The organism is Chloroflexota bacterium (assembly GCA_018648225.1).
In the GTDB taxonomy this organism is placed as follows: Bacteria; Chloroflexota; Anaerolineae; order Anaerolineales; family UBA11858; genus NIOZ-UU35.
This window is the reverse complement of record JABGRQ010000123.1, coordinates 1-13,179: the sequence shown is the minus strand read 5'-3', so window position 1 is coordinate 13,179 and position 13,179 is coordinate 1. Positions and strand designations below refer to the sequence as shown.

Below are 13,179 nucleotides of genomic sequence, written 5' to 3'. Positions count from 1 at the left end.
TCGGCGGATTTGGGCAACGTTCTTTATGCAGGAATGGCGTCGAGCGAATTGATGCTGGGTTTCGGCAACCCGCTTTCTTCCATCAGGCGGGGCACAATGATCTCCCAGTGGACAGCCATAAAGTGGATGCCACTAATACCGGGGGTGTTTTTGAGTTTTTCGATCATTTCCAGGGCAATGGCAACGCCCTCTTCTGCCTGACCATTTTTATCGCCGGCAGCATCCATTCGTGCGACGATATCCGCTGGAATTTTCACACCGGGGACTTCATCGGCCATGAAGTGAGCCGCGCGGGTGCTCTTTAGGGGGATCATGCCAGCCAGGACGTAGACTTTATCGAGCAGGTTGCGTTTGTCTAATTCTTCGAGCCAAATCAAGAAACCATCATAATCGAATATGGGTTGTGTTTGAATGAACTGTGCCCCGGCGTTAACTTTTTTCTCGGCGCGCAGAGCTTCGTATTTGGGGTAAGCGCCAAAGGGGGAGGCGGCTGCCCCCAGGAAAAATTCGGGCCGATATTTAATATTACGTCCGTCAATATATTTGCCGTCATCGCGCATCCGGCGCAATAACCACAACATTTGCACGGCATCCATATCAAATTGATCGGGTTTGGACACCGGCCCTGGGCCAAAACGGTGGTGATCGCCGGTCAGGCAGAGAATATTGTGAATTCCTAGCCCCGCCGCGCCCATGGCATCGGATTCGATGACCACGCGTGAGCGGTCGCGGGCCTGCAATTGCATTACAGGTTCCAGGCCGGAATCGAGGCAAATCTTGCTGGAGGCTAAACTGCCCATACGTGCTGAAGCAGAAGCGTTGTCGGTGAAGTTAGCTGCTGGAACCCAGTCGCAAAGGTAGCCAGATTTTTCGCAGATGGATCCGGTTGCTGCGCTTAACGGCGGTGCAATTTCAGCAGTGCAGGTGAACTCTCCGGTGCGCAAATTGGCTTCGAGCAAGGAAACCGGTGCTTCGTAAGCCGGAGCGTGGTACTCGCTATCGCCTTGCCACCATTCGGGTTGGCGTACATTATAGAAAACGCGTTCCCAATCATCGTCAAATTTCTTGCGGTTGCTAAAAAACTCGACAAATTTTGGGCTTTCCTCAGTTTCTTTCCACACATGGACGACATCGAGCCAGGTCTCGCGGCCGACGCGCTCACCATCAATCGGAGCATTGATTTCGAGTAACTTTTCAGTGCGCCCCATTTTTTCTGCGCGCTCGTAAATTTTATGCCAGGTGCATGGCCGCGATGCATCTACCTCACATGCTTCGGGAGTAGCTCCGCCACAAAGCCCGTTGCGCAGCCCTTTGGGGCATGTCATCGGGCAAATAAAGGCTGTTTCTTGCAAAATGCAATTCCCACACATGCGGCAGCCGAAAAGCACACCTTTGATGATTCCTTCACCCGCGGTGAAGACTTTCATAAAGGGTGTAATATCATCGCGGCGCATGGGTTTGAAGGGGGCTTGATAACGGGGAGGGGAGAATAGGGACATTCAAATTGCTCCTTTTAGGATTTGCGTTGCTAGTAGAATGGAGGTATCAGTTCATTGAGGAATAAGATTGATATATCCGTAGTATATCAGCATAGACAAAAAAGTCAATTTATTAATTCATTCTTGATGTATAAATTGCTAAGTTTTGGAAATTATATTTCTAATTGAACCATTTACAGATACCGGATGCAAGGTGAATAATGTCAGTAATATTGATGTAATTGCTACTCGATGCGTATGATCGGTTTTTTGGAGCTATCTGGAGCACCTTTTCCGAAATGAGAGCACCAGAGAAAATGGTTGTATAGGTGCATATAAACTATCTAGCGAGTTAGCAAAAACAATCATTGAATTTGGTGGGCGCTGGTATAATTCTGGTGTGGCACGAAAAAAAGCTCCCAAAGATTTATCTGTTGAAGAACTGCGACGTTTACTGGTCGAGAAGCAACGCGCGACGCGCCAGGAACGGTTGGAGCGATTCCGAAAGACGGGCCGCGTAGTTACGCTGGCTTCAGACCTGGATGCACCTTCGCTGGATCGTTTGCGTACTGGTAGTGTGAGTGATGCTGATGAAGGCGCGCAGCAACCCCGGCGCCGAGTATTCGACTATTTTTTGCTGTCTATTGAAATTCTGGCGGTGCTGGGCTTAGTGTTTGTATTATTCAACGGATTAGAAGTGATACAGGAATTGAATCAGGAAGTTGCCCGGGCGCTGGAACAGCCGACGCTAACGGCCACACCCTTGATCCGGGCAGTGGTGCTGCCTTCAGGGCATACGCCTCCCATTGATGGCATTGCTCAACCCAATGAGGCTGAAATCCCCGAGCACCTGCGCCCTTTGGTGCAATCGCTTGCCAATCTTCCTATCCCTACGCCGGGGCCAGAGCAGGCTCGCCGGATTCAAATTCCGGCAATTGGCGTAGATGCCTCCATTGTACAGGGTGATGGCTGGGAACAACTGAAGAAGGGGGTCGGCCAATATATTGGTTCGGCAGATCCTGGCGAAAATGGAAATTTGGTGCTGTCAGCGCATAATGATATTTTTGGTGAGATTTTCCGCTATCTCGATCAATTGGAACCTGGCGATGAGATTGTTATCCACACCCAGCAGCGCGTATACACTTATGTGATTTATACTACTGAGATCGTGGAACCAACCCAAGTGGAATTCTTGGATGCAACACCAAAATCGGTGGTTACATTAATCTCTTGTTTTCCTTATTTGATTGATGATCAGCGGATAATTGTGCAGGCTCAACTGCGCAGCGACGGGGGGTAATATGACAATGGAATCATCCAGCGATTCTGTGCAGCAATCGTCTCCGCCCTGGGGTGCCAATGTAAAACTGGTAGTTGGATTTACATTGGTGGCCATCGTGGCGGCTTTTTTGATTCGCTTTCAGGCAATTTTGCCGCTGTTGTTGATGACAGTGATTGCAACCTATTTACTACATCCGGTTATTTCGCTGCTCCAAAAAACAACGCGCCTTTCGTGGCGCTGGTCGGTAAATATCGTTTTTTTGATCCTTATCATTGGGTTAATAGTTGCTTTTACACTAACGGGCTTTGCATTGGTTCAACAGTTGGAAAGCCTGATTGGCGTAATTGAGCGATTTATCAACCAATTGCCCGAAATGGTACTGGCCTGGACAACAACCGTTTATAAAATTGGTCCCTTTGAACTCGATATGTCGCAGTACCTATCATCCATAAATATCGAGTCGTTAACTCAGGGGATCATTTCGACCGTGCGGCCGATGTTGGGGCAGGCGGGCAACGTGTTGACCACAGTAGCTACAGGCACAGTAACGATTGTTGGGCAGGGCTTTTTCATTCTGTTGTTAGCCTATTTTATTCTGGCGGAGGCCGGACGTGTATCCAGCGATCTTTTCGTAATCGATTTGCCGGGTTACGATGACGATATCCACCGCATGGGACGTGAGCTAAGCCGTATCTGGAATGCTTTCTTGCGCGGGCAAGTTATTCTTTTTACCCTAACGCTGATTATATACACGATTCTATTGCTTGCCCTGGATGTGCGCTATGTATTGGGGCTCGCATTACTGGCCGGATTTGCCCGTTTTGTGCCCTATGTTGGGCAATGGGTGACGTGGATTGTTCTTTTCGTGGTGATCTTTTTTCAGAAGACAAACCATTTTAACCTGAGTTCCACCCAGTATCTGGTGCTGGTTTTTATCATTGTTATTGTGATCGACCAAATCTTGGATGGAATTATCGCCCCAAAGATACTCGGTGAGAGTTTAGGGGTTCACCCGGCGGCTGTACTGGTCGCTGCGATGATCGCTTTGAATTTATTGGGATTGCTGGGAGTTGTGCTGGCTGCGCCTGTTTTGGCAACACTTACGCTTGTGGGGGGATATGTGATTCGAAAAATGCTTGACCAGGATGTGTGGCCGGTCGCCGAAGAAGAACAACCATTATCTTCAAAGCTGCCCATCTCGGAGTGGGCAAAAACTTTCCTGAATTGGCTACGTGAGAAATTTCGAAAAATAAAGCTCAGAGAGGGAGAGCTAGAAGAATAACAAAACCGCTCCGGTGAGTTGATGAGCGATTTTGTTATTCTTGACTGTCAGTTGTAGAGTTTCCCCTTTATATCTAGAACCTGGCGTCTTAGCTTATCGTCACGCTCCAACAGATCGGAAATTTTTTCGTGGCCATACATCACCGTTGTATGGTCTCGTCCGCCCAACGCATCACCAATTTGAGGTAGCGATGTATTGGTTTCTTCGCGAATCAAATACATCGCAATTTGGCGAGGCCGCGCTACAGATTGGCTTCTCTCGCGCCCAAGGAGGCGTTCAATAGGGACATTGTAGGCATGCGCCACCGCATCAATGATCTGATCTGGGTGGATGTCTTTTCGCTGCGGAAGTAAATCAGCTAGGGCGGCATCAATCAGTTCATGGTCAATTTGCATATTGCGTAAATCAGCGTAGGCCACAACCCGGGTAAGCGCACCCTCTAACTCTCGGATATTCGACTGGAACTTGCGGCCAATAAGCGCAATTATTTCATCAGGAATATTGTAGCCCGCTCGTTCTGCTTTTGAGTGCAGAATAGCCATGCGGGTTTCAAAATCAGGTGGTTGAATATCGGCGGCAAGGCCCCACTCAAAGCGCGAACGTAAGCGTTCTTCCAATGTGACCATTGCCTTGGGTGGCCGATCAGATGTCATCACAATTTGCTTGTTTTGGCCGTGCAATGTGTTAAATGTATGGAAGAATTCTTCTTGCGTCGATTCTTTCCCGGCGATAAACTGGATGTCATCAACCAACAAAACATCTATATACCGATATTTTTCGCGAAATGCTTGGGTAGTATGTGAACGGATAGCAGCGATTAGATCGTTGGTAAATTCTTCGGAGGATACATATAAAATATTCAATCCGTTTTGCACACACTGGTTTCCAATTGCGTGAAGCAGATGTGTTTTGCCTAGCCCAACACCGCCATAAAGGAATAACGGGTTGTACGCTTGCGCTGGTTTCTCGGCTACGGCCAGTGATGCTGCATGGGCCAGGCGATTGCTAGACCCAACCACAAAACTGGAGAAACTGTAGCGTTGGTTGAGCGCCAGATTACGAGATTGTGTAGATGTAATTGCTGGTGCAATGGGTTCGGTCTGAAGCGTGGTACTTTCTTCGCTTTTTTGCCATACAGCGAAACGCACCGAAACAGTACGATTCATAATCCCAGCAAGTAGCTTCGAAATTGTACTTGTAAGACGATCTTCCAGCCAATCGCGAGCATACGCGTTTTTGACCCCAATGGTAAAAGCACCATCTTCATAGGTAATAAACTCAGTATCGCGTACCCAGGTGTCGAAGGCAGCTTTTGGCATTTCGAGTTGTAGTTGGCCTAAAGCAGCCTGCCATGCTTGTGCAGCTTTCACAGTTGGCGTTCCTCCTCCGTCCGAAAATTTTGGCGTAGTCAAAGAGAGCCAATCGCTCACTCCCGATTGGTTTCAGCACATTTCTTGAATTGTCACTAAAGCTGATGGGGGAATACCCCGCTATAAATTGGCGTTTGCTCTCACTTGCCGATCAGATTGTAGCAGAGATTTACCAATCTATAAATACATTTACCCTACGCCTCTCTAAAAAAAACAAATACTTTAAGGTTCTCAACCTTAAAAAAAATTACTACTATTGGAATAGAGAGTTGCACAGATGAATTCTTTAAGAATCAAGATTCGAAAAATTTGTTCTGTAAATTATCCCCCCGTTCTTAGGTCAACCTTTAACTTGACCCCCCATATCTGGGTTGTGATGGCAATTTTGATGGGTGTACCCCTAATTATGGGGTCTCATAACCTTAAAAAATTCACTGTCTGGTAAAACCGATACGAGTGACGTGAAACCCGAATATATGAATCGGGTATTTTTTTGGAAAATGATATGGACAACAAGCGCAACGGACTCCGGTGAAGCTGGTTTGTGCTCAGGAAGAAATCCTAAACAATTTTGTTAGGTGTATCCTAAAATGCGCAACCCTTTGGGGATGAGTTGTCCATCTGGGGGGAATGCTGGCGTTGGGGTGTTTGGAAATGAAGCTGGTGGTTCACGATCTGGTTGTGGGTAGGGTGCGTTTGTATCGCCCGGAGTTGGCCAGCATGGATAGTGGATGGGCGCATGGATATTTGCGCGGCACCAAGAGATATTGATGTCTTTGGCAAAGTTGTACTGTTTCTCATCTACCAGTTCCATGGCGGAGTTGAACAAGTATATGGTATCGCCATCATCGCCGAGCGAGATATGGGTTTCAGAGCGGAAGAAAGCATAGGTTTCGCCAGGTGCTAACTGAATAGAGGGTATCTCATAGGGGGTAAACTTTTCTTCGAGATCATCCAGTAACCAGCCCTCGAGATTGACCATGATGGTCCCTGCATTGACGACCTCAATAAACTCATCCGAAACAGTGAATCGTCCATCGCCATTCCAATCATAGCGCGCACGCGGCAGAAATTCGTTGATTAGGATGAGAGCGTCTTTCGGTATTGCCGTTGGTGTTGGGGTTGGAAATTCCAATGAGTTGCGTTGCCGTGGCGTACCATTTACGCGGTATCCATCTACGTCATAACCGTTGCGGATAAATCGGGTGTTGTGGCTCCAGGTCGAAATTCCTGCCATTGTGGTGGTGCGGCGTTCCATGCTAATATGCAAAGCGGCATCACCAGCAGGCCATCCGCCGTTGATTGGCGCGACGATATCTACTATTTCTCCGCTGGGCGCGAATAGATAGAGCAGTTCTCCGCTGTTGCTCATTGAGCCGGTGTAAATGAAATCGGCAGGGATGTCGCGAATGGTGGTGTCGTCGGTGCGCTCGAGGAGGAAATACCCCCAAGGTTGTATGATTCCGCTTATGGTGAAATCTGGGCTGCCATCAGCGGCAGTGATGCGCCAGCCATCGAGATTGATCGCATCAGCGTTTGGGTTGAGAAGCTCAATCCATTCATCGTTATAGTGTCCAATCGTACCCATCCAGGCGATTTCGTTAAAAATCACCCGTTGCGGGCGTACGGTTGTTGCGGTTGGTGTTGGCGATGGGGTAGATGTTGGTGTGGATGTGTTGGTGGGCGTTTGAGTGGGAAACCAGACCGAGTTGGCATATTTGGGTGTGCCATTGATGGGGTTCCCATTAGAATCGCGCCCGTTGGTGATTACTTCCGAGTTGCTTCCCCATATATCTTCGTTGCCAAAACGCTCCATTGAAGTACGCCTGTCGGCATCACCGGCAGGCCAGTCATCGCCATCAGTGTTGGCAATATCGATAATTTCTCCGTTGGGGCCGCGCAGATAGAGCGTTTCTCCGTCATTTGAGAGCGTTCCAGTATAGATCAGATCGGCAGGGATATTACTGATGGTATTGTCATCAGTACGTTCCAATAAATAGTATCCTTGTGCAGGGATTCGACCCCCGAGTTCAATGCTGGGCGCTTCGTCTGCGGCGGCGAGTGTCCATCCGGTAAGATCAATCACGTAAGCACCTGGATTGTAAAGTTCTATCCACTCGTCGTAGCCACTGGCGAGGGTGCCTGCCCATGCAACCTCGTTGATGCGAATGATTCCGGCTGGAAAATAATAGTGGGTTAATGTTGCTGTTGGGGAAGGGGTTTGCGAAGCTGTAGCCGTATAAGTCGCGGTGGGGCTGGGTGTTGCTGTGGCAGATGGTGTGAGTGTGGATGTTTGGGTGAGTGTTGGCGTTGGTGTGGGAGTTGAAGTTGAGGAAGTTGTACTGGATGGCGTTGTGGTGCCGGTTGTTGTAGACGTGGTGGTTGGGGTTTTGCTGTGTTGAAAGGATTGGGCAATTGAATTGTTCTGTTTGGGCGTGCCATTGATAGGATTTCCGTCTGCATCGGAGCCATTGCAGATGCTGCCATTATTACTTCCCCAAAATGTGCCAGCCAGATCACCGCGCTCCAAAGATGCGTAGGGGGGTGATCCGCTTCCAGTGGTGCCGCCGGGCCAAGCGCCATTTACCATATAAACGGCATCAATTCGTATATTGGCCGCGTTAAATAGGTACAAGGTTTCCCCACCGTTGCTCAATGAGCCAGTGTAGATCAAATCGGCAGGCAGATCGCGTATGGTGGTGTCGTCGGTGCGCTCCAATAGAAAATAGCCGCCCGGCGGGATGCTGCCTGATAATTTGATTTCCGGGCTTCCATCTTCGGCGCTCAATCCCCACCCGGTAAGATCAACAGTGAATTCGTTCGGGTTATGGAGCTCAATCCATTCATCGTTGCTGGAGGCTGCTGTGCCCGCCCATGCAATTTCGTTAATAACGACGATGTTTTCAGTTGTGATTGGAGTATGCGTTTGAGTAGGTGTTGTCGTCGATGAAGGCGTGGCCGTCGGGCTGGCGGTGAGCGTGTTAGAAGGCGTTGCGGTTGGCACAGCTTCTGTGCCGTTAGCGGCTCGCGGGCTGCCAATAATGGGATCGCCATTCGCGTCCAAGCCAATCGTAGTTGTCGTACTGGTATCCCAGGCAGAATCGTTGTCATCGATAACGCCAATGCGCATCATCGCCGCGCGTGGATCAGCATTCCCGGCAGGCCAATTGCCGCCGCTTAGATTTGCACTGTCCACCAGTTCGCCAGATGGCCCTAGCAAACGCAAGACTTCTCCGCTATTACTGAGTGTACCGGTGTAAATCAGGTCGGCGGGAATGTTGGCAACGGTGTCTTCGTCGCTGCGTTCTAAGAGATAGAATCCGCCTGGGGCAATGCTGCCCGCTAAGGAGACGTGCGGTGAGTCATCATCAGCGACTAGAATCCACCCCGAGAGATCAATGTTTTCTACTCCGGGGTTATGCAATTCAATCCACTCATCATACGAACTGGCATTCGTGCCGCTCCAGGCAACTTCATTAATCAAAATTGTGATGGGTGCATAAGCTGCCGCGCTCTCAAGTTGCACGGCTAGGGCTGGGCTTGGCGTTGGGCTGGTTGTATGGGTGGATGAAGCGATGAGGAGAGTAGTGGAAGCAGTGGATGTGGCAGATGCTTCGATGAAGGTTGTGTTTGTGCTGGATGGCGATGGTGACGATGATGGTGTGGCACTGCTATGTAGCGTTGGGGTGTCGCTCGGGACTGGCTCGGTGTTGGTTGCTGTTTCTTGAAGCAGAGGCGCTGCCCGCGTGGGTATGCTGCGCCCCCATAACGACAGATAGGCGATGAACAAACCCCCAAAGACGACGGGTGTGATTGCCGTGGTGTAGTTTTTACCCCAACGATGTGACATATAAAACCCCAATTAGTTGCTATTTTAAATTTATATGTTATGTATATTGTATATAATATAACAAAATATAGCAATAGGACATTAATAAATATTTTATAACGCGTGGCGATAGCTCGATTTGTTAAAACTGTATTGGTAGATGCAAATTGTGGCTGATAATCTTTGACGTTCCCAAAGAACTCATCTTTTGCGTTGTGATATAATCCGCGGTCGTGTGAAATTCATAGAGGCCAGTATAAATTGGGCGGCTGCGCCTTTTCGAAACCAAGATTATTCATCCTAAGAGGATAATAGCAGCGTATGATTCGTCTTTGGCAACTGATCCTGGCAGATGCACTCCTGACATTGCTAACCATAACCGTGGGATTAATGCTTCGGTTAGAGATTGTCTATGTTGGGTATTTCTTAGAGGCTATTTGGCCTTATATTTTCTTCGCTGTCCCGTTGCGACCGATCGTTTTTTATTTAACTGGGGTTTATAAACGTATTTGGCGATATGCCACCACGAAAGATTATCTTCATTTTGTATTATCTCTTTTAGTTAGTTCAATTATTATTGCCGCGGGAACCCTGATATGGTTGTACCCGCGCTGGATGCTTACATTTCCACGCTCCTTGCTAGCCATCGAAACAATACTGAGCTTGATATTCTTGGGGGGTTTGCGGGTCAGCTTGAAAGTATTCGAGCATTTCCCCGGTGATGTAGATTGGAAATCAGTCAACTTGCCCGCGCCTAAGCGAACCTTGATTGTAGGGGCTGGCGCGGCTGGCACACAAATGCTGAAAGAATTTCTGGAAAATCCGCATTTGGGGTATTATCCTGTTGCCCTTTTGGATGATGACCCCGAGAAAATTGACCGGAAAGTAGGGGGATTGCTCGTATACGGCCCCCTAGTGCGGCTCTCCGAAGTCGTCCTGCAGCACGATATTGAAGAAGTTATCATTGCTATGCCCAGTGCTCCTTCTCAGACGATAGAGAGCCTTCAGGGTGTTTGTCAACATCTTGATGTGGGTTGTGCGAAAATGCCCTCGTTGAGTAGTTTTCTGGATGAACGTACTCTTGATGGGGGATCCGATTTTCGCGTGCCGATGGCGATGCCGGATATTACCGGTCAGGAAATACAAGCTGTGGTGCGCGTGATCCAGTCTCGAAATTTAAGCATTGGCTCCCAGGTACGGGCGTTAGAGCATTTGGCCGCTGAGCAAGCCGGAGCCAAATTTGCAGTGAGTGCATCGAATGGTACCTCTGCTTTGCATATGTGCATGATCGCGGCCGATATTGGCCCTGGTGACGAGGTAATTACTACCCCCTTCAGTTTTGTTGCTTCAGCGAATTGTATTCTGTATCAGCAGGCTACGCCGGTTTTTGCAGATATTGATCCGCAAACGCTTAATATCTCGCCTGAGAGGATTGAAGCGGCGATCACGGAGCGCACTAAAGCAATCATTCCTGTGCATGTCTTTGGCCAGCCCGCTGAAATGGATGCTATTCTGGATATAGCTGATCGGCACAATCTCTTAGTGATCGAGGACGCCGCGGAAGCGATTGGTGCAGAATATCGGGGACGCAAAGCAGGAACAATTGGCAAGGCAGGTGTTTTTGCTTTTTATCCCAATAAGCAAATGACCACGGGTGAGGGGGCTGTGTTGGTAACCAACGACGAAGAATGGGCCTGGCTCTTCCGCAGTTTGCGGAACCAGGGACGCGATCAATTCGATGAATGGTTGAATCACTCGCGTTTAGGATATAACTATCGCATGTCAGAACTTAATGCTGCCGTGGGTGTGATTCAGATGCAGCGCTTGGATGATTTGTTGAAACGCAGAAATGAAGTAGCCAAGCACTATAATGCAATCATTGCGGAGATTGAAGGTGTTTCTCCGTTGACTATTGTACCTACGACGACGCGTATGAGTTGGTTTGTCTATTCGGCGCGCTTCGACGAAGATATCGATCGTAATATGGTCATGCAAAAACTGGCCGAAATGGGGATTCCTGCCAGACCCTATTTTTCGCCGATCCATTTGCAGCCGTTTTACCAGAAGCAATTCAATTTTGCTGCAGGGGATTTTCCTGAGGCAGAAGCTGCTGGAAATTCAATTCTAGCCCTGCCATTTTATACGAACATGAACGCCGACGAGATTGAGGTTGTGTGTAGCGCGTTGCAAGAGGCTGTACAGGATTCTCGTAGATGAGATCATTCCTCGGTGCGTGATGAAATTTTGTTATAATTAGCATGGCACGAGGCCTGAATCTTGAGAAACAGAATGTCTTGAAGGTGTCTAATATCCTTCGAATATGGTGAAAATGATGAATAAACGACGAAGTTTGATTGTATTACTAATAAGTGTGGTTGTGATACTGACTGCTTGTTCAATCGAATCTGCGGAACCAACGCCAAATATTGCTGGTACTGCCGCAGCGATGGCCGAGACAATTGTAGCGGTGCAGATGACGAAAATAGCCGAAGAAGCTACGCCAACGCTTGCTCCAAGCGAAACACCAACGCCTGAGCCCACGAATACGCCGACAAGCAGTATCCCCACCCTTTTCCCAACACCCCTGCAATCAGCTAGTGGCACTAGTGGAAAATGTTTGTTGGCTCATATGGTTAGTGAAACTGTGCCTGATGGTACGGAGATGGCGCCAGGAGAACAATTTAATAAAATATGGGTATTGCAAAATACGGGCACATGCACCTGGACAAGTGAGTTTAGTGTGGTGTTTCACCATAGTGAGACATTGGGAGCCGCTACACGGATAAATTTCCCTGGAACTGTTGCGCCGGGCGAATCTTTTTCGCTAACTGTGCCAATGGTGGCTCCGGCAGTTTCTGGCGAACATCTCAGTTTTTGGAATCTCGAAAGCGCAGATGGAACAGATTTTGGCACAACAACCAGTGGTTTATTTTGGGTTAATATTGTAGTTAATGAATTAATCCCGCCAAAAGCTAGTTTTGATATATGGGCTCCTACATCGAGAGGCAGTATTTTATTTACTGGTGAAACCAATAAGGAAATTCTCGTTGGTGATACAAGATTTGAATACCCCTGGCAAGGATTTGCAACTTTTGATCTTTGGAATATTCCAGCGAATGCCACAATTACAGATGTTTATTTGATATATGAAGGTAGTACGATAACCGGTTCGCCTTTTGCAGGTTTGGGTTGCATGGGTGTGTACCGCTATAATTATGGTAATTTGGAGCCTTCCGATTTCTATAATGATACCCCTGGCGGCGCGCTGTGGAGTTTCTGCAGTGCTGGAGAGATTTCAAGTGGCGTATCCCGCTACGGGGGTGCCGCAGCCATCTCTGCAATTCAGAATTCGTTGGGCGGTAAAATTCAGTTCCGCTTCCAATTTAATAGCGATACGGATAACAACAGCACAGATGATTATGCCAAGCTGTTCCCTGTTTTGCGAATCGAATACACGGCCCCCTAACACATGCACTTTGATGACTTGAGTTTTGCAAAACCCGCTACTCATTAGCGGGTTTTGTTTTCGCATCTATTTGTCTATTCTAGTGTTTTGACCAGAGATAATCTCTCGTTTAGAGATCATGATTGTGGAGAACTGTATGAAGAATCGAGTTGTCATTACAGGTTTGGGATGCATTAGCCCTGTGGGTAATGATGTTGAATCAGCCTGGCAAAATATTGTTGATGGAATTTCGGGCGTTGGGTTGATTACACAGTTTAATGCTGAAGAATATAAAACCAGGATTGCTGCGGAAGTTAAAGAATTTGATGGCAATGAGCGGTTTGGGCGGCGTGAAGCGCGTCGGATGGATATTGTTTCGCAATATGCGTTGGCTGCGGCAATTCAGGCGGTAGAAAATGCTAATTTGCAGATAACGGATTCAAATCGCGATCAGATTGGTGCTGTAATTGGCACCGGTATTGGCGGGATTGGC

The 13,179-nt window shown here is 48.2% G+C and carries 8 protein-coding genes; 5 read left to right on the top strand and 3 right to left on the bottom strand.

The genetic code is table 11. From position 1 onward, the window contains the following. Positions 1-23 precede the first annotated feature (23 nt). Positions 24-1,499: a hypothetical protein gene (locus tag HN413_12285; GenBank protein ID MBT3391177.1), complete on the bottom strand. Its 1,476-nt coding sequence runs from the start codon at positions 1,497-1,499 to the stop codon at positions 24-26. Between the two features lie 379 nt (positions 1,500-1,878). On the opposite strand from HN413_12285, the gene HN413_12280 reads away from it, so the two are divergent. Both HN413_12280 and HN413_12275 read left to right on the top strand, forming a co-directional pair. After that, positions 1,879-2,778, top strand: a complete 900-nt coding sequence (locus HN413_12280) for a class D sortase (GenBank protein MBT3391176.1) — start codon at positions 1,879-1,881, stop codon at positions 2,776-2,778. A gap of 1 nt (position 2,779) precedes the next feature. Then, positions 2,780-4,042, top strand: coding sequence for an AI-2E family transporter (locus HN413_12275; GenBank protein MBT3391175.1), 1,263 nt, complete (start codon positions 2,780-2,782; stop codon positions 4,040-4,042). Between the two features lie 47 nt (positions 4,043-4,089). Here HN413_12275 and dnaA read toward each other — a convergent pair whose 3' ends face one another. Both dnaA and HN413_12265 read right to left on the bottom strand, forming a co-directional pair. After that, positions 4,090-5,412: a chromosomal replication initiator protein DnaA gene (gene dnaA, locus HN413_12270; GenBank protein MBT3391174.1), complete on the bottom strand. Its 1,323-nt coding sequence runs from the start codon at positions 5,410-5,412 to the stop codon at positions 4,090-4,092. Positions 5,413-5,986: 574 nt separating this feature from the next. Continuing rightward, positions 5,987-9,262 carry a lamin tail domain-containing protein gene (locus HN413_12265; GenBank protein ID MBT3391173.1) on the bottom strand — a complete coding sequence of 1,092 codons (3,276 nt, stop codon included), beginning with the start codon at positions 9,260-9,262 and terminating at the stop codon, positions 5,987-5,989. A 300-nt stretch (positions 9,263-9,562) separates the two neighbouring features. Here HN413_12265 and HN413_12260 point away from each other — a divergent pair, with 300 nt between their 5' ends. From HN413_12260 to HN413_12250, 3 genes are all read left to right on the top strand, one after another. Further along, positions 9,563-11,458, top strand: a complete 1,896-nt coding sequence (locus tag HN413_12260; GenBank protein ID MBT3391172.1) for a hypothetical protein — start codon at positions 9,563-9,565, stop codon at positions 11,456-11,458. A 112-nt stretch (positions 11,459-11,570) separates the two neighbouring features. Continuing rightward, positions 11,571-12,707: a hypothetical protein gene (locus HN413_12255; GenBank protein ID MBT3391171.1), complete on the top strand. Its 1,137-nt coding sequence runs from the start codon at positions 11,571-11,573 to the stop codon at positions 12,705-12,707. Positions 12,708-12,843: 136 nt separating this feature from the next. Further along, positions 12,844-13,179, top strand: a 336-nt coding sequence (locus HN413_12250) for a beta-ketoacyl-[acyl-carrier-protein] synthase II (GenBank protein MBT3391170.1), incomplete at its 3' end; no start/stop codon positions are given.

What these genes read in the sequence shown, in the direction of transcription:
- HN413_12285 (MBT3391177.1), bottom strand. Translation starts at nt 1,499, where the DNA reads ATGTCCCTATTCTCCCCTCCCCGTTATCAAGCCCCCTTCAAACCCATG.
- HN413_12275 (MBT3391175.1), top strand. Translation starts at nt 2,780, where the DNA reads ATGACAATGGAATCATCCAGCGATTCTGTGCAGCAATCGTCTCCGCCC.
- HN413_12265 (MBT3391173.1), bottom strand. Translation starts at nt 9,262, where the DNA reads ATGTCACATCGTTGGGGTAAAAACTACACCACGGCAATCACACCCGTC.
- HN413_12260 (MBT3391172.1), top strand. Translation starts at nt 9,563, where the DNA reads ATGATTCGTCTTTGGCAACTGATCCTGGCAGATGCACTCCTGACATTG.
- HN413_12255 (MBT3391171.1), top strand. Translation starts at nt 11,571, where the DNA reads ATGATGAATAAACGACGAAGTTTGATTGTATTACTAATAAGTGTGGTT.